Origin of the sequence: Pseudomonas sp. B21-051, from assembly GCF_024748795.1 — a bacterium.
Taxonomy (GTDB): domain Bacteria; phylum Pseudomonadota; class Gammaproteobacteria; order Pseudomonadales; family Pseudomonadaceae; genus Aquipseudomonas; species Aquipseudomonas putida_A.
Map to the genome: position 1 here is coordinate 5963645 of NZ_CP087166.1, position 17609 is coordinate 5981253.

General features: G+C 60.4%; 16 protein-coding genes. 8 read left to right on the top strand and 8 right to left on the bottom strand.

Annotation, left to right across the window (positions count from 1 at the left end; genetic code table 11):
- Positions 1-20: 20 nt before the first annotated feature.
- Together hexR and LOY52_RS26930 are read right to left on the bottom strand one after the other, a co-directional pair.
- On the bottom strand, positions 21-887 hold the full coding sequence (hexR, locus tag LOY52_RS26925) for a transcriptional regulator HexR (protein WP_007962240.1): 867 nt from the start codon (positions 885-887) through the stop codon (positions 21-23).
- A 127-nt stretch (positions 888-1014) separates the two neighbouring features.
- Positions 1015-3945 (bottom strand): GGDEF domain-containing phosphodiesterase, encoded by a 2931-nt coding sequence (locus LOY52_RS26930; RefSeq protein ID WP_258677401.1) that lies wholly within the window; start codon positions 3943-3945, stop codon positions 1015-1017.
- 201 nt (positions 3946-4146) lie between these two features.
- Here LOY52_RS26930 and uvrD point away from each other — a divergent pair, with 201 nt between their 5' ends.
- The 4 genes from uvrD (at position 4147) to LOY52_RS26950 (ending at position 8478) form a co-directional block, all read left to right on the top strand.
- Positions 4147-6330 carry a DNA helicase II gene (uvrD, locus tag LOY52_RS26935; RefSeq protein ID WP_258677403.1) on the top strand — a complete coding sequence of 728 codons (2184 nt, stop codon included), beginning with the start codon at positions 4147-4149 and terminating at the stop codon, positions 6328-6330.
- Between the two features lie 110 nt (positions 6331-6440).
- On the top strand, positions 6441-6881 hold the full coding sequence (locus tag LOY52_RS26940) for an EamA family transporter (RefSeq protein ID WP_027610340.1): 441 nt from the start codon (positions 6441-6443) through the stop codon (positions 6879-6881).
- A 176-nt stretch (positions 6882-7057) separates the two neighbouring features.
- On the top strand, positions 7058-7933 hold the full coding sequence (locus tag LOY52_RS26945) for a Tim44 domain-containing protein (RefSeq protein WP_007962237.1): 876 nt from the start codon (positions 7058-7060) through the stop codon (positions 7931-7933).
- A gap of 137 nt (positions 7934-8070) precedes the next feature.
- Positions 8071-8478, top strand: coding sequence for an SMI1/KNR4 family protein (locus LOY52_RS26950; protein WP_024164487.1), 408 nt, complete (start codon positions 8071-8073; stop codon positions 8476-8478).
- Between the two features lie 21 nt (positions 8479-8499).
- On the opposite strand, the gene LOY52_RS26955 is transcribed toward LOY52_RS26950, so the two are convergent.
- Entirely contained in the window at positions 8500-10263 is a 1764-nt protein-coding gene (locus tag LOY52_RS26955) for a cation:proton antiporter (RefSeq protein WP_258677407.1), read from the bottom strand.
- Between the two features lie 282 nt (positions 10264-10545).
- On the opposite strand from LOY52_RS26955, the gene LOY52_RS26960 reads away from it, so the two are divergent.
- Positions 10546-11028: an acyl-CoA thioesterase gene (locus tag LOY52_RS26960; protein WP_003229693.1), complete on the top strand. Its 483-nt coding sequence runs from the start codon at positions 10546-10548 to the stop codon at positions 11026-11028.
- Positions 11029-11129: 101 nt separating this feature from the next.
- On the opposite strand, the gene pdxY is transcribed toward LOY52_RS26960, so the two are convergent.
- Positions 11130-12002, bottom strand: coding sequence for a pyridoxal kinase PdxY (pdxY, locus tag LOY52_RS26965; RefSeq protein ID WP_027610337.1), 873 nt, complete (start codon positions 12000-12002; stop codon positions 11130-11132).
- Positions 12003-12119: 117 nt separating this feature from the next.
- On the opposite strand from pdxY, the gene LOY52_RS26970 reads away from it, so the two are divergent.
- Positions 12120-12533 carry a DUF3301 domain-containing protein gene (locus tag LOY52_RS26970; protein WP_025112628.1) on the top strand — a complete coding sequence of 138 codons (414 nt, stop codon included), beginning with the start codon at positions 12120-12122 and terminating at the stop codon, positions 12531-12533.
- A gap of 1 nt (position 12534) precedes the next feature.
- On the opposite strand, the gene LOY52_RS26975 is transcribed toward LOY52_RS26970, so the two are convergent.
- Positions 12535-13506 (bottom strand): GTP-binding protein, encoded by a 972-nt coding sequence (locus tag LOY52_RS26975; RefSeq protein WP_258677409.1) that lies wholly within the window; start codon positions 13504-13506, stop codon positions 12535-12537.
- Positions 13507-13534: 28 nt separating this feature from the next.
- Here LOY52_RS26975 and LOY52_RS26980 point away from each other — a divergent pair, with 28 nt between their 5' ends.
- Positions 13535-13891, top strand: coding sequence for an NADH:ubiquinone oxidoreductase (locus tag LOY52_RS26980; RefSeq protein ID WP_134785034.1), 357 nt, complete (start codon positions 13535-13537; stop codon positions 13889-13891).
- A 4-nt stretch (positions 13892-13895) separates the two neighbouring features.
- Here the strand turns inward: LOY52_RS26980 and LOY52_RS26985 are convergent, their stop codons facing one another.
- Positions 13896-14546 (bottom strand): DUF1826 domain-containing protein, encoded by a 651-nt coding sequence (locus LOY52_RS26985; protein ID WP_258677413.1) that lies wholly within the window; start codon positions 14544-14546, stop codon positions 13896-13898.
- Positions 14546-15751 (bottom strand): zinc metallochaperone GTPase ZigA, encoded by a 1206-nt coding sequence (zigA, locus tag LOY52_RS26990; RefSeq protein ID WP_258677414.1) that lies wholly within the window; start codon positions 15749-15751, stop codon positions 14546-14548. Before zigA ends, LOY52_RS26985 begins: the two co-directional genes overlap by 1 nt.
- Before the next feature lie 234 nt (positions 15752-15985).
- Between zigA and LOY52_RS26995 the strand changes: the two genes are divergently transcribed.
- Positions 15986-16363, top strand: a complete 378-nt coding sequence (locus tag LOY52_RS26995; protein ID WP_258677416.1) for a glutamine synthetase — start codon at positions 15986-15988, stop codon at positions 16361-16363.
- Here the strand turns inward: LOY52_RS26995 and LOY52_RS27000 are convergent.
- Complete coding sequence (locus tag LOY52_RS27000; protein WP_258677418.1) at positions 16360-17562, bottom strand: N-acetylmuramoyl-L-alanine amidase; 1203 nt, start codon at positions 17560-17562, stop codon at positions 16360-16362. The genes LOY52_RS26995 and LOY52_RS27000 overlap by 4 nt on opposite strands.
- Between the last annotated feature and the right edge of the window lie 47 nt (positions 17563-17609).

Below are 17609 nucleotides of genomic sequence, written 5' to 3' on the forward strand. Positions count from 1 at the left end.
AAGGCTGCGATCTTTTGATCTTAATCGTCTAAGGCTTTCACAGCCTTGGGCGACAGGCGCAAGCTGCGCAGGCTGCGCTTCACGCTCTTGAGGTGATTGACCAGGCTAGGCCCACGCGCCATGGCCACGCCCATCGCCAGCACGTCGATTACCACCAGATGCGCGATTCGCGAGGTCAGCGGTGTATAGATCTCGGTGTCTTCGTGCACATCGATCGCCAGGTTGACGGTCGACAGCTCGGCCAACGGTGTCTGGCTCGGGCACAAGGTGATAAGCGACGCGCCGCTCTCGCGAACCAGGTTGGCGGTGATCAGCAGATCCTTGGAGCGCCCGGACTGGGAAATGCAGATCGCCACGTCGGTCGGCTTCAACGTCACTGCAGACATCGCCTGCATGTGCGGGTCGGAATACGCCGCCGCCGTCAGCAGCAGACGGAAGAACTTGTGCTGCGCATCCGCCGCCACCGCGCCTGACGCACCAAAGCCATAGAACTCGACACGCTGCGCTTGGGACATCAGCGTCACCGCGCGCTGCAATTCCACCGGATCGAGTTTCTCGCGAACCTCCATCAGGGTGTGCAACGTGGTGTCGAAAATTTTCAGGCTGTAGTCGGCGACCGAGTCGTCTTCGTGGATCGCGAACTGGCCGAAGCTGGCACCGGCGGCCAGGCTTTGCGCCAGTTTGAGCTTGAGGTCCTGAAAGCCGGAACAGCCGATGGCCCGGCAGAAACGCACGATGGTCGGCTCGCTGATACCGACGCTGTGGGCCAGGTCGGCCATGGAACTGTGCATCACCGCCGCAGGGTCAAGCAGCACGTGGTCGGCGACCTTGAGCTCCGACTTGCGTAACAGGTGACGTGACTGGGCGATGTGTTGCAGCAGATTCAAGGGGCTGGACTCTTCTTATGGGCAAGGATGTAGCACGCTTGTAGTTATACTACATGAATTGGCTTTTTGCCTGCTCAATGCGTAACTCCATGTCCCCATATCAGGCGCGATGGAGTGCATGTAGCCCTTAAAGCGGATTTCCCTGTTCGCGTAAAAGCCCAGCCAGACGCTCAGCCTCCACCGGGCGACTGATCAGATACCCCTGAACTTCGTCGCAGCGCTCAGCACGTAAAAATTCCAGCTGCTCTTGCCGCTCGACGCCTTCGGCCACCACTTTCAACGACAGCCCGTGAGCCATGGCAATGATCGCCCGAGTGATCGCCGCATCCTCGCTGCCCTGCCCCAGTCCGCGAATGAACGCCTGATCGATCTTCACGTAATCCACCGGAATTCGTTTCAGGTAACTCAGCGACGAATAGCCGGTGCCGAAGTCATCGATCGCCAGCTTCACCCCCAAGTCGCGCAACTGCTGGAAGGTCGCGATGATGTGTTCGACGCTGTCGAGCAACTGGCTCTCGGTGAGTTCCAGTTCGAGGTAGTGCGGCGCCAGCCCGGTTTCTTCCAGCACCTGGCGCACCAGACTGACCAGTTTGCCCTGACGCAGTTGATGCACCGACAGGTTCACCGATACCCGAATCGGCTCCAGCCCTTGCCGCTGCCACTCGCACGCCTGCCAGCAGGCCTGGCGCAGTACAAATTCGCCGATCGGGCCGATCAGTCCGGTTTCCTCGGCCAGACCAATGAAGTCCCCCGGCGGGACCCGGCCCATACTTGGATGATCCCAACGCACCAGCGCTTCCGCCGCATTCAGGCGCCCGGTTTGCAGGCACAGCTTCGGCTGGTAGAACACCTTGAGCTGCTTGTCTTCGATGGCTTTGCGCAGCTGGTTTTCCAGTTGCAGGCGCTCAAGGGTACGGGCCTGCAGGCTGTCGGTGTAGAACTGGAAATTGTTGCCGCCCAGATGCTTGGCGTGTTGCATGGCCATGTTCGACTGACTGACCAGCGCAGAGATTTCCCGGGCGTTGTCCGGCAGCATGCTGATGCCCATCGAGGCACTGACCACCAGTTCATGCCCTTCGACCGTCAGCGGCAGGCGCAGCTTGCTCGACAGCCGCGTGGCGACCCGCGCCAGGCTCGACAGGTTGCCGTAGGCATCGAACAGCACGGCAAATTCATCACCGGACAGTCGGGCGATGGTGTCGGCCTCCGGCAAGGCGTTGACCAGACGTCGGGCCATTTTCTGCAACAGCTGATCCGCCACCTCGTGGCCGAGGCTGTCGTTGAGCAACTTGAAGCGATCGAGATTGATGTGCAGCAGCGCCAGACTGCGGCGCCCGCCCTGACGCACGCGCTGATGGGCTTCGTGCAGGCGTTCGCGGAACAGCGAGCGGTTCGCCAGCCCGGTCAGCTCATCGTAATGCGTCAGGAAGCGCATGCGCTCTTCGGATTCGCGCCGCGCAGAAAGATCGGCGAAGAAGCCGACGATATGACTGACGTTTCCCCGACTGTCGCGCACCGCGTTGAGTTGCAGCCACTGCGGATACAGCTCGCCGTTCTTGCGGGTTTCCACCAGTTCGCCCTGCCAACTGCCGTGCTGCTCCAAAGCGTGGCGGATCGAGACGTAGTGCCGCCGCGCATCACGACTGCATGGCAGTTCGACGACGTTGCGCCCGAGCATGTCTTCGATGTCATAACCGGTGACGCGGCTGAACGCCTGATTGATCGCGATCAGCGCGTAGTTCGGGTCGAGAATAACGATGCCTTCGCTGGCCGCTTCGAACACCGTGGCCGCCAGTCGCTGCTGTTCTTCGAGGCTTTTGCTCGCGCTGATGTCGCGCCGGGTGCCGACCATGCGGATCACCCGCCCACTGTCACTGCGCTCCACGGCGCGACCGCGGTCTTCGATCCACACCCAATGACCGTCGCCGTGACGTACGCGGTATTCGATCTGATAGTCCTCGGTGCGGCCCTTCAGGTGCTCGATCAGCGCCTGCTTGAGCGACGGCACGTCCTCGGGATGCAGGCGTGGCTTGAGGTCGCGCAGGATTGCCGTGACGTACTCCGGCGCGAGGCCGAACAGCTCCTGAATCTGCGTGTGATGGACTTCGTCGGTCTGCAGGTTCCAGTCCCACAGCCCCAGCTCACTGGCCTTCAACGCCAGGGCCAGCCGGGCTTCGCTTTTGCTCAGCGCCTGATTGGCCACGTCCAGTTCGCGGCTGCGCTGGGCCACGCGATCTTCCAGCTCAATCTGCGCCTCACGCAATTGGCCCTCGGCACAGCGCCGCTGTTCGATCTCCTTGGCCAGCGCCTGATTGAGCTGCTCGCTGCGGTTCTGCGCTTGCTGCAGGTGTTCGATCAGGTGCTGATTCTGAAACCGTCGCAGCAAGCCACGATCGATCAGCCGATTGACCTGCCAGGCGACCACGCTCAGCGAACCGAGCAGAATCAGCCCGAGCCAGCCCCAACCGCGCGCCTGCTCATCACCGCCCCAGAACAGGTAGCCGATCGCCGGCAGCAGGCACGGCAAGGTAAAGGACAGAAACGCCGGCAGGCTGACGGCATAGGCGACACTCGCCGACAAGGTCGCGGCACCGATCAGGCCGAACACCCAGGCTTGCTGCATGAAGTTGTCGGCGGGCACCAGGGCGATGCCGGCACCGGCCAGGGTCAGACCGGTCATGGTCGAGCCGAGCAGGAACATGCGAAACCAGATCGGCTGAGCCTGACGGTCCGGGATCGCCGAATCGAACGCCGCGACCTGAATCACCCGCAGTGCCACCAGCGACAACAACCAGACCAGCCAGATGCTGACCACGAAATAGCGCTGCGGGCTCCAGAGCAAAGCGGCGCAGACCAGACCATTGAGTAACATGAACATCGTCGGCAGCAGCGAGCCCTGATACAGCAGGCGCGTGCGTTCGACCGCCATTTCGGTGGCGTAATGCTTGCGGATGACCCGGGGTTCCACAGAGGGGCCCGACAGGTCTGAGCTGAGGGTCTTGTGCAATGTTGTTGTTCTTATAAGAATGAGCATGGGCCCGAAACGTGGACGGAGCATACACAAGCCAACCCCGTTGCCAAACTGCTCCAGATCATAATTTGCCGGAAACTTTCCGCCGTCCGATCACTGGCAAAACCCGCAGAGTGAGGCGGGCCGAAGCCTGTAGCCAGTGACCGACCGGTCGTCATTGGCGGCACTTTCATCGGCTAATGCAAAGCTCGGTTTGCCCGGGCCTGCGGCGCACCCTAGAATGCCCCGATGCGCGATGATCTCTCCCTTCTGCTGAACTCCCTCAACGATGCCCAACGCCAGGCTGTAGCAGCCCCCGTTGGCCGTCAGTTGGTCCTGGCCGGTGCCGGTTCCGGTAAAACCCGAGTGCTGGTGCACCGTATCGCCTGGTTGATCCAGGTCGAAAACGCCTCGCCCCACTCCATTCTGTCGGTGACCTTCACCAACAAGGCCGCTGCCGAGATGCGTCATCGCATCGAGCAGTTGCTGGGTATCAACCCGGCCGGGATGTGGGTCGGCACCTTCCACGGCCTGGCGCACCGCTTGCTGCGGGCGCACTGGCAGGAAGCCGGTTTGAGCCAGACTTTCCAGATTCTTGACAGCGACGACCAGCAGCGGCTGGTCAAGCGGGTGATCCGCGAGCTGGGACTGGACGAACAACGCTGGCCAGCCCGTCAGGCCCAGTGGTTCATCAACGGGCAGAAAGACGAAGGTCTGCGTCCGCAACACATTCAGGCCAGCGGCGACTTGTATCTGGCGACCATGCGCGGCATTTACGAAGCTTACGAGGCGGCCTGCCAGCGCGCCGGCGTCATCGACTTCTCCGAACTGCTGCTGCGCGCCCTCGACCTGTGGCGCGATCACCCGGGTCTGCTGGCGCACTATCAGAAGCGCTTCCGTCATATCCTCGTCGACGAGTTCCAGGACACCAACGCCGTGCAGTACGCCTGGTTGCGCCTACTGGGCAAGGGCGGCGACAGCCTGATGGTGGTCGGCGACGACGACCAGTCGATCTACGGCTGGCGCGGGGCGAAAATCGAGAACATTCATCAGTACTCCTCCGACTTCCCGGACTCGGTGACCATTCGCCTGGAGCAGAACTACCGCTCCACCGCTGGCATCCTCAAGGCGGCCAACGCCCTGATCGCCAACAACACCGGCCGCCTCGGCAAAGAGCTGTGGACCGACGGTGGCGACGGTGAAGCGATTAACCTGTACGCCGCGTTCAACGAACACGACGAAGCACGCTACGTTGTCGAAACCATCGAGAGCGCGCTGAAAACCGGCCTGGCCCGTAGCGATATCGCGATTCTCTACCGCTCCAACGCCCAATCGCGCGTTCTCGAAGAAGCCTTGCTGCGCGAGCGCATTCCGTACCGCATCTATGGCGGCCAGCGCTTCTTTGAACGCGCGGAAATCAAGAACGCCATGGCCTACCTGCGTTTACTTGAAGGCCGTGGCAACGACGCCGCACTGGAGCGGGTGATCAACGTCCCGGCCCGCGGCATTGGCGAAAAAACCGTCGAAGCGATCCGCGACCATGCACGTCACAGCGATGTGTCGATGTGGGAAGCGATGCGCCAACTGGTCGCCAATAAAGGCCTGACCGGTCGTGCTGCCGGCGCTTTGGGAGCGTTTATCGAGCTGATCGAAAACCTTGCCGCCAAGTGCATGGAGATGCCGCTGCACTTGATGACTCAGACCGTCATCGAGCAATCGGGGCTGATCGCCTATCACGAAGCGGAAAAAGGCGAGAAAGGCCAAGCCCGGGTAGAAAACCTTGAGGAGCTGGTCAGCGCCGCGCGCAACTTCGAAAACAGCGAAGATGACGAAGAGCTGACTCCACTGGCGGCATTCCTCGGCCACGCGTCGCTGGAAGCCGGCGACACTCAAGCCGACGAGCACGAAGACAGCATTCAGCTGATGACCCTGCACAGCGCCAAAGGCCTGGAATTCCCTTACGTGTTCCTGGTGGGCATGGAAGAAGGCCTGTTCCCGCACAAGATGAGCCTGGAAGAACCGGGTCGTCTGGAAGAAGAGCGCCGCCTGGCCTATGTGGGCATCACCCGTGCCATGCAGAATCTGGTGATGACCTATGCTGAAACCCGACGCCTGTACGGCAGCGAAACCTACAACAAAGTCTCGCGTTTCGTACGGGAAGTGCCGAAGGGGCTGATTCAGGAAGTGCGCCTGTCGAACAGCGTCAGCCGACCGTTCGGCGGCAACCAGTCGATGAGCGGCAGCAACCTGTTCAGCGGCAGCGAGATCCCGGAAACCGGCTTCAGCCTCGGTCAGGCGGTACGACATTCGATCTTCGGCGACGGCGTGATCCTCAACTTCGAAGGCGCCGGCGCGCAGGCGCGGGTGCAGGTGAACTTCAGCGAAGGCAGCAAGTGGCTGATGCTGGGATACGCCAAGCTGGAAGCTATCTAAAGCGAAAAGATCGCAGCCTGCGGCAGCTCCTGCATAAGCACGCTCCCCTGTAGGAGCTGCCGCAGGCTGCGATCTTTTGATTTACACCCCATTCGGGAAAGGACAGTGCAATGGGCTCAGGCTTCTTCTCTTCCTGGACATTCTGGGCCCTGCTCTCGGCGACTTTCGCCGCGCTGACGGCGATCTTCGCCAAGATCGGCATCGAAAACGTCAATTCCGACTTCGCTACACTGCTGCGCACCATTGTGGTACTGGTCAGCCTGGCCTTGATTTTGTACGCAACGGGCCAATATCAGTCACTGGGTTCAATTTCCGCCAAGAGCTATCTGTTCCTGCTGTTGTCCGGTCTGGGTACCGGCGCGTCGTGGCTGTGCTACTTCCGCGCGCTGAAAGTCGGCCCGGCTTCGCTGGTCGCGCCAGTCGACAAGCTCAGCGTGGTACTGGTGGCGGTGCTCGGCGTGATCCTACTGGGCGAGAAACTCGACCTGCGCCAATGGGGCGGCATCGGCTTGATCACCGCTGGTGTGGTGATGTTGGCATTGCGTCGATAAGCAGGTTTCCCGCTGAACCTATCCCATTTTCCTACAAACAAAAGTACATGGCCTTATTGCTTCGATGGAGCTGAACCTAACCTGTCAGGCAAAAGCCCGAAACACTCTCTCGCTAGCCAGTAACACTTCAGCTGTGCAACATGGCGCGCGTGTCTCCACAAACGGGAATTCCCTTTATGAAACGTTTTCTTAGCATCGCCATGGCGTTGTGCATCGGCCTGACGATGAGCCTCGACGCCAACGCCAAGCGCTTTGGTGGTGGCAAAAGCGCCGGCGCTGCGCCGACGCACCAGACCAGCCAGATGGCTCCTTCTTCCCCAGGCATGGGCGGCGCAGCAGCGACCGCTGGTGCAGCCGGCGCTGCCGGTGCCGCGGCCAAGGCCGGTGGCGCTTCGAAATGGCTCGGCCCTCTGGCCGGTATCGCCGCCGGTGGCCTGCTCGCGTCCATGTTCATGGGCGGCGGCTTCCAGGGCATGCAGATCTTCGACATCCTGATCATGGCCGTGATCGCGTTCGTGATCTTCCGCTTCATCGCCGCTCGTCGACGCAAGCAGCAGGAGCACCTGGCTCCGGCCGGCGCGCCGATGCAGCGTGAAGTGTTCGAGCAGAAGCCTGCTGCCATGGGTTCGATCTTCGGTGGTTCGGCCGCGCCGGTTGCCGCTCGTCCGGTGATCAACGCACCGGCCTGGTTCAACGAGCAGAACTTCCTTGCCGCTGCGCGCAGCCACTTCCAGTCGCTGCAGCAGCACTGGGATGCCAATGAAATGGACAAGATCGCCGAGTTCGTGACCCCGCAGATGCTCGACTTCCTCAAGCGTGAGCGTGCGGACCTGGGCGACGGCTTCCAGTCGACCTACATCGACAACTTGCAGGTACAGCTGGACGGCGTGGATGATCGTGCCGACAAGACCATCGCCACCCTGACCTTCAGCGGTGTGTCGAAGACCTCGCGTTTCGACCAGGGCGAAGTGTTCAGCGAAAGCTGGAACATGGAACGTCCACAGGGCGAAAACCAGCCTTGGCTGGTGGCCGGTATCCGCCAGAACGGCTGATCCCCATCGCGTTACGCATGTGGTAATAAAAACCCCGGCCTCGGCCGGGGTTTTCTATTTCGCAGTTGCATCTATAGCGAGCTACTGTATAAACCGGCCCATATAAACCGCGCCATTCAAGCAAGAGGATCCCGGACGTGGAAGAAATCATCGAACAACTGCGCGAAGCCAACGAACCCGTACCGGTTCCCCTGGAGTTGCCCGACGAAGACCAATTGGTGGAGATCGAAGAAGAACTCTTCATCAACATCCCGTTCGTCTTCAAAGAGTTTCTGCTGACCGTCAGCGACGTGGTGTACGGCAGCCTCGAGCCGGTGACCGTCACCGACCCGCAATCACACACCTACCTGCCGGATGTCGCGGCCAACGCCTGGGACGCTGGCGTACCGCGCGACCTGATCCCGATCTGCCAGGACGGCGACAACTACTACTGCGTCGAAGAAGACGGCACCGTGGTGCTGTGGTCCGGCGAAGAAGAGCTGATCACCGAAGAGTCCTGGGAATCGGTGTGGCACTGGGCGCGGGACGTCTGGCTGGAAAGCTGATTCGCCAGACGCCCGGGTCGGTCAGTGCCCCGACGACTCCTTGTGGTTGTCGAGGGTTTCCAGCAGGGCCACCTGCATCCGCGTGTGCACACGGATGAACCAGCGCCAGAGCAGCGCCGCCACGGCGGCCGCGACTACAGCCACCAGCACCAGCAACTTGTTGGTCGGCAGAATACTGGCCGACAAGGCTGCCAACAGCAGGAAAATCACCAGCAGCGAGAGGATCGGGATCACTTCGGAGATCACCCGACGCACTCGCTGCGTGTGCCGCCCAGCCATCTCCGGCTTCACGCCCATCTCCGCCAGCAGCATCGACAGCGCCTTGAGCTTGCGATACGCCGCAATCAGGAACGGCAGCGACAGCAGCAGTGCCCCGCCCCAGATCAACGCCTTCTGCCAGCTCGGGTCAGCGATCCAGTCCTGCATCCACACCGACAGCCGTCCGGCAAAGAACGCGCCGCTGAAGAAGATTGCGATCACCAGCGCCAGATTGACCCCGACCTGCAACAGGATGCGCCGGATCATCGCCGCCAGCATCGCGCTCTCACCTTGCGGCTGAATGCTGCGCAGCCATTCGCCATACATGCCGAACACCCGGCCCAGACGCTTGGGCACTGCCGCCGAGAGCTTGATCGACAGCGGATCGGCCGCACGGATCAGATACGGCGTCAGCAGCGTGGTGATCACCGACACCGCCACCGCGACGGGATACAGAAAGTTGCTGGTGACCTGCAGCGTCATCCCGAGCGCGGCGATGATGAAGGAAAATTCGCCAATCTGTGACAGCCCCATCCCCACACGCAGTGAGGTGCGTCCGTCATTGCCGGCGATAAACGCCCCGAGGCCGCAGGACAACATCTTGCCGAGCACCACCGCCACGGTAATGACTGCAATCGGCCACGCGTATTGAAGCAGGATCATCGGATCGAGCATCAGGCCGATGGCGACGAAGAAGATTGCACTGAACAGATCGCGAACCGGTTCGATCAGGCGTTCGATCTTCAGCAACTGCCGCGACTCGGCCATGATCGCGCCGATCAGGAAGGCGCCGAGCACCATGCTGTATTCGAGCTTGACCACCAGCAGGCAGAAGCCGAAACACAGACCGAGCACGGTAATCAGCAGCATCTCGTTGCTTTCGAATTTGGCGACATACGCCAGCAGACGCGGCACCAGCAGAATGCCGACCACCAGCGCGACGATCATGAACAGCGACAGCTTGCCGACCGTGGAGAACACTTCGCCGGAGCTGACCGTACCGCTGACCGCGATGCTCGACAGCAAGGCGATGATGCCGATACCGAGGATGTCCTCGACGATCAGTACGCCGAAGATCAGTTGCGCAAAGCGCTCGTTCTTCATCTTCAGGTCGTTGAGCGCCTTGACGATGATGGTGGTTGAGGAGATGGCGAGGATCGCGCCGAGGAACAGCGAGTCCATGGTGTTCCAGTCGAACCAGCGGCCGATCTCGTAACCGATCCAGATCATCAGGACGATTTCGAGGAACGCCGCGATAAACGCCGTGGCGCCAACCTTGAACAACTTGCGCAGGCTGAATTCCAGCCCGAGGCAGAACATCAGGAAAATCACCCCCAGCTCGGCGAGGGTCTTGATGGTTTCTTCGTCGTGGATCAGGCCAAACGGCGGTGTGTGCGGGCCGATGATGAAACCGGCGACGATGTAGCCGAGCACCACTGGTTGCTTGAAGCGGTGAAACAGCACGGTGACCACACCTGCGACCAACATGATCACTGCCAGGTCCTGAATAAAGCTGATGGCATGCATGGTGTGGGCTCCTTGTATGACGTGACCCGCCGTCAGACATCAGAAAGGTCTGAGCGAGCTGGGTAAAAATCCGCTTTTCGTGTGGGAATTGCCCTTGGGCAGGGCCTTTTGCAGGTTAACACCGCGACTTCCGGCTGGAAGGCGGTGCAATATAAGGAAACAGATCGGTCACGGCGTGACGGCAGCCAGTCGTCTGGCGTCCCGATAACGGTGCTTTTGAAAAAGCCACCAGGCACCCGCAGAGGTGCTTCCAGCCATCCAGCCTTGATCCGTGAGAACGTTATGGAACCCGGAAACGCCCAACTGTCGATGACGGTATTGATGACCCCCGACATGGCCAACTTCTCTGGCAATGTCCACGGCGGTACCCTGCTCAAATACCTCGACGAAGTGGCCTACGCCTGCGCGAGCCGCTATGCCGGCCGCTACGTGGTAACGCTGTCGGTGGATCAGGTGATTTTCCGCGAGCCGATCCATGTCGGCGAACTGGTGACCTTCCTCGCGTCGGTCAACTACACCGGCAACACCTCGATGGAAGTCGGCATCAAAGTGGTGACCGAAAACATCCGCGAGCGCTCGGTGCGCCACACTAACAGCTGCTTCTTCACCATGGTTGCAGTGGATGACCAGCGCAAACCGGCCGCCGTACCGCCGCTGCAACCGCAGAACAGCGAAGACAAGCGCCGCTACATGCAGGCGCAGCAGCGCCGGCAGATTCGGCAGGAGCTGGAAAAGCGTTATCAGGAGATCAAGGGCGACGCCTGAGATCAAAAGCAAAAGATCGCAGCCTGCGGCAGCTCCTACAGAGGATTAACATTTACCTTGTAGGAGCTGCCGCAGGCTGCGATCTTTTCGCTTTTAGCTGGTTACAGACTGATCGCGGTCGCCTCGAACTTCACCCGCGGATGCGCGATCCGGTCCTGCGCTCGCACCAGTTGCAGCTCGTAACTGGCACACGCCTGGGTTTCCAGCAGCACCTCATGCACCGCCGCTGCGGTGAACTCAAACGCCGCCACCAGACTGTCGCCGAGCAGTACCCGCGCGAGGAACAGCCCGGACGTCAGATCGCCGACACCCACTGGCTGACGCGGAAACGCCAGCAGCGGACGGCGCAGGTGCCAGCTTTCATCAGCGGTCACCAACAACATCTCGAAACCATCCGCCGGCTTGCCCGGATAATCCAGATGCTTGACCAGCACCGCTTTCGGCCCACGTGCCAGCAACGCCCGAGCCATCGCCAGGCAGTCGAACAGCGACTGCGGCTTGCGCCCGGAGAAGCTGTCCAGCTCCAGTTGGTTCGGGCACATGATGTCCGCCACGGCTGCTGCTTCTTCCAGCAGGAAATCGCTGACTTCGGCCGGCACACTGCAGCCCTTCTCCGGATGACCCATCACCGGGTCGCACAGGTACAACGCCTTCGGATTGACCGACTTGATGCGCTCGACGCCACTGAGAATCGCCCGGCCCTGCGCCGCGCTGCCCAGATAACCGGAAAGCACGGCGTCGCAGTTGCCCAGCTCGCCAATGGCGGCAATGCCTTCGACCAGTTCGGGGATCTGGTGCGGCGCCAGCACTTCACCGGCCCACTGCCCGTACTGGGTGTGATTGGAAAACTGCACGGTGTTGAGCGGCCAGACATTCACCCCGACCCGCTGCATCGGAAACACGGCAGCGCTGTTGCCGGCGTGGCCGAAGACCACATGGGACTGAATGGCGAGCAGATGAGGCGTACGTTTCATTCGGGTTATTCCGTAAAACGATTGAAATTCAAGCCGCGCAGTATGCGACGAAACACAGCCTATACGACAGACCGGCGACGCAGTTAAGCTGAGCTTATCTTTTGGAGTTTCCTGTTGATGCTGACCCTCGAAAACATCTTCGTGCTGATGCTGTTCGCCGCTGCCGGCGCATGGTTATGGCACAACCACGGCTTGCGCGAGCGGGCGCTGGAGCGGGTCAAGCAGCATTGCATCAACGTCGGCGTCGAACTGCTGGACGGTAACGTCGCGTTGAAAAAAATCGGTTTGATCAAGGATGCCAGCGGGCGGCGGCGCCTGGCCCGGGTCTATAACTTCGAGTTCACTGTGACCGGTGAAACCCGGCACAACGGCACCATCACCCAGTTTGGCGCGCACAGCGCACAGATCGAACTGGCGCCCTACCCGGCACCGTTCGACGACACGCCGCCGGTGGTCGAAGTTACCCGCCCAAGGGCCGAAGTGATCGAACTGAGCCAGTGGCGCCAGGAACACAACAAGTGGAAGCCTTGAGCTAACCCGTCTGCACCCGGCATTGCGTCAGGCCTGACTGCAAAGCATCGATACTTTGCGCATCGGCAAAAATCAGCTCTATACGTGAATCCCGTCGCCACTCGCTGGGTTGCCAATCCAGGCCAGCGTTATCCAGGGCATTGGCCGATACCCAGCCCTCGGCGCTGTGGATAACCAGTTTGGCCCGCCGCCAGTCCAGGCTCTGCAGCCATCGGCTCAGACGTTGCGTATCGAACGTCTGTCCCGGGTGCCAACGCCAGCCGATGCTCCAACCGCCCTCCTGTGCCTGACTCAGGCAGATCGGCACGGCCGGATCGCTCCAGAGCGCCGGAATCGGTCCCGCCCCCTGCGGCACGACGAGGTTATCCACACCCGCCATTGCTTGCGCCGTGACACCCGGCAACTCGCGTAAAGACAGTTGCGCCTGCTGCGTCCAGATCATTTTGACTGCCGGCAAACGCTCGACGATGGTCTGCCGTGCAGCCTCATCCAGACTTTCTGCCTTGTTCAGCAACAGCAGGCCGGCGCTGGCCAAAGCCTCCTGCTGAGCGGGCGGCAAGGCTTTCCCGGCGGCCAGCGCCTGGGCATCCAGCACTAACACGCAGGGCTGCAGCGCCAGCACACCCAACCACGGCGCCTCGCCTAACTGCTTGAGCAATTGCGCCGGATGGCCCAGTCCGGACGGCTCGATGAACAGCCGATCCGGCCTGGCCTTGCGCAGCAAACGGCCGAGGCCGATCTGAAACGGCGCTCCATTCACGCAACACAGACACCCTCCGGCGACTTCGCCCAGTGCGATACCATCGGCGTCGCGGGTCAGCAACGCAGCATCGAGGCCGATCTGACCGAACTCGTTGATCAGCACCGCCCAGCGCTCGCCGTCCGGCCGTTGGGCCATGAGCTGGCGAATCAGGCTGGTCTTGCCGGCGCCCAAAGGGCCGGCGATGACATGGGTAGGAATGTTCTGCAACATGACTGGGCGTTTTCTGAGGGGATTGGACATGCGTTGGATGGGATGGTCGTTGCTGTTGATGCTGCTGTCGAGCGAAGCATGGGCCCAGGCTTGCGTGGTGCACAGCCAGGGCGAGCGACTCGACGTCAAAGTCTGCCAGCAGAACCGCAGTATTCCCGAGAAACTGTTCAGCGACGGCTTCTGCCAACCGACGCTGGCCGGGCAGAAAGTCGAGGTGCAGTACGTCGATCAATGCCCGAGCGGCGCGTTCGGCGTGTGCAGCAACGCGCAAGTCGCCAATATGCCCTATCGCCAGGATATCCACTATTACGGCGTCGCCTCCGACGCGGCGTATTTGCAGCCGTACTGCGAAGGCCAGAGCCAGGGCAAGTGGCTCAAGCCTTGAGCCGTCAGCCGAGCCAATCGAGGGTGAGCAGCAGACGTCGCTCACCCGGCGCCGGTTGCGGGGAGCGATGAATCAGGCCATAGCCTTCATTGCCGTGCCACTTCTCGCCTTTCAATAGCGCCACATCACCACGCTTGAGTTGCTGGATTTGGCTCATGCCGTGTGGCTCAGCGTTGGCCTGGCCCAACTGCTCGCGATCCATCACCCCTTCCTTGAGCCATTGGCTGCCAATTCCGGCATAGGTGGTTATCAAGCGCACCGGCACATGATCGACGTGGAAGCGTGGGCACATGGCTTTGTCCAACACCCGCAGGCGCAAACCGATGCGGCGAGCGCCCAGCAGACAGGCGAAGGCACTCACCAGCCATTGCAGGTCCGCGATGAAGCCCTCGTAGCCTTGCAGATCACGGAACCCGGCGGCCAGTCCTTGCAGGTCTGGGTCGGCATCTTCATTCGGCAATTCGATGCACAGTGATTCCGCCAAAGGCTCGTTGAGCGACAGCAGCAACTCTGCGAAATCGGCGATGTGCAGCGGCATTTGACGCTGCCAGACCGCGAGATTGACGTCGTCTTCGAGGATTCGCGCCAGCGTTTTCGGCGTCGCCCCCTGATGCTGATGGCGCACCCGGTTTTGCTGCAGTTTGAGCGCAAGCATCAGGCGGCCTCTTCGTGCCAAGGGCCGAACGGGTCCGGCAGCCTGCGCCAACCATCTGCGCCAATGGCCATTTCTTCATCAGTCAGCAGGCAGGCATCGAGCTCCGACTTGAGCTGTACGAAGTCGATGTTCTGGCCGATGAATACCAGCTCCTGACGACAATCTCCGACGCTCGGTGTCCAGTTCTCCATGATCGCTGCGGTACTTTCCTGATCCTGCGGCCATTGGTTTTTCGGCACGAAACGCCACCAGCGACCGGCGAAACCATGGCGCATCAAACCGCCGGCCTGCGACCAACTGCCTGCGTCGGAAGGTTTGCTGGCGAGCCAGAAGAAGCCTTTGGAGCGCAGCAGTTTGCCGTTCGGCCATGGACGATCGATGAAGTCGAAAAAGCGCTGCGGATGGAACGGGCGGCGTGCGCGGTAGGCCGTCGAGGCGATGCCGTATTCCGTGGTTTCCGGCACGTGCTCACCGCGCAATTCCTGCAACCAGCCTGGGGCCTGAGCGGCTTTCTCGAAATCGAAACGCCCGGTGTTGAGGATCTGCTCCAGCGGCACCTCGCCCATCACCATCGGGATGATTTCCGCCTGGGCGTTGAGGCGTTTGAGGATGGCCATCAGCTCTTCGCGCTCCTGGCGGCTGATGAGGTCGATCTTACTGATCAGCAGTACATCGGCGAACTCGATTTGTTCGATCAGCAGATCGGTGATCGAGCGTTCATCTTCATCGCCCAGGGTCTCGCCTCGGGACGCGAGGCTCTCGGCAGCCTGATAGTCGAGGAGAAAATTCACGCCGTCGACTACCGTGACCATGGTGTCGAGCCGCGCGACGTCAGCCAGGCTCTCGCCCTGCTCATCGCGGAAGGTAAACGTTTCGGCTACCGGCAGCGGTTCGGAAATGCCGGTGGATTCGATGAGCAAGTAATCGAAACGGCCTTCGCGGGCGAGTTTGCCAACTTCTTCGAGCAGGTCCTCGCGTAACGTACAGCAGATACAACCGTTACTCATCTCCACCAGTTTTTCTTCCGCACGGTTAAGGCTGACATCGCGCTGGACTTCGCTGCCATCAATATTGATTTCGCTCATATCGTTAACGATGACCGCAACACGCAAGCCTTCTCGATTACGTAGTACGTAATTCAAAAGTGTACTTTTTCCGGCGCCGAGAAACCCCGAGAGAACGGTCACGGGAAGCGGAGATGACATTGGATAATCCTCATCAGATGGTGGCCGATGTGCGCTTTCACTTGGTTTGGCGCAGCGCATCGAGTTCTGGTGCTTCAAAACAGCGCTTTGGCAGAAGCAGACGCTTTAACCTGGCAAGCTCAGGCTTAATTCAATTTTATGTTATAGTATAACAATATGAATAAGCCAGCCCCGCTCTTGCCCAAATCGATAAAACGCTAGAGTCTGCACGCAATCTGCCCATCGGAAATCGAGATGAAAACTGCCCTGAAATGCTTGCTGCTGAGTCTCGCGTTGCTATCGTGGGCCAACGCATGGGGACAAATTCCTGCACTCGCCAACTGCACACGCAGCGCCAATCTGCTGGCCTGCATCGACGCGCAGGGCAATGCCTACAGCGTGAACACGGTGGGCAGCACGATTTACTTGCGTGGTTTTGAAAAGGACGGCAATCGCTACTGGGCACAGACCAACAGCCGCTTCGGCCAACTAACGTTCTTCACCGGGATCGCCTCTGACGGCGAAGCCTGGGTCGGCTACACCCGTCGCGTCGGCTGGACGACGATCAATCGCTTTTCCAGCTCTGGTGGCAGTAGCGCCAAGTTCACCTGCAGTCGGATCACCGGCTGCTAAACCTGCGCCTTTCGCTGCTCCTGCTGCCAGGCGATGTAGCTATCCACTGGCGGATTCTTCTGGAAGTAACGCTGCAGCCCTTCGAATAAACCATCCGCCACGGCTTGCTGATGTCGAGGCGTGACCAGGCGCTGGCTGTCACGGGCGTTAGAAATGAAGCCGGTTTCTACCAGAATCGACGGCACGTCCGGCGACTTCAACACGGCAAATCCTGCCTGTTCCACGCGCTTCTGATGCAGCGTGGTAATGCCTGCCAGACTGCCGAGAACGGTGCTGCCGAGTTGCAGACTGGCGGCGATGGTGGCGTTCATCGACATGTCGAGGATCACGCCCGCGAGCATCGGATCTTTGTCTTTGAGATTGAGCAGACTGGTGGCACCGAGCAAGTCCGCTCCGTTCTCCCGCTGCGCCATGAAGCGCGCAGTCGCTGACGTTGCACCACCTTCGGACAGGCAATACACAGACGCTCCCGACGCAGTAAGACGCGGTGCCGCATCGGCGTGGACCGAGATAAACATGTCGGCCTTGTGCTGACGAGCGATGTCCACGCGCTTGCGAAGCGGCACGAAGAAGTCGTCATTGCGCACCAGTTTTACGTCGAAGCCTTTCTCCCTTTTCAGGCGTTTGGCGAGCAACTGAGCGATGGCAAGAACCACATCTTTTTCTCGCTCACCCTTGGCGCCGACCGCACCTGGGTCTTTTCCGCCGTGCCCGGGATCAACGACAACGATGATGTCGCGCTTAGGGTGAGCCTGATTCGAGGGTGTTTCACGTGGAACCATTGCCGGACTTGATGCCTGTTTGGCGTTTACCAAATCAAGCACCAAGCGGTGTCCTTGGCCTTCTTGGGGCGCCAAAAGGAAGCTGTTCAATAGCACCGGATGGTGCAGGTCGAGAACGATCCGTGTATCACCCTGACCAAAGTGCCCTGATCGAATCGAACGAATAGCCGTATCGGCAACCGTCAATTGACTGAAATCGCCACTCAAACTCGCCCCGGAAAGGTCGATGATCAAACGCTCTGGAGAGCTCAGCGAAAAGGTTTTATAGCGCACCGGACCGCTCAGATCGAGCACCAATCTCAGCTTGTCATCCGAACGCCAGAGGCGTGCATTGCGAATTTGCGTAGCCGAAACGGTGAAGGGAAAAGCCAAAGCCGTGCTGGCCAGAAGCAGGTTGAGCAGATGACGTCGGTGCATATGAAAGCCTGTTCATGAAAAAGGCATCGTGATTTGAATTGTTATAA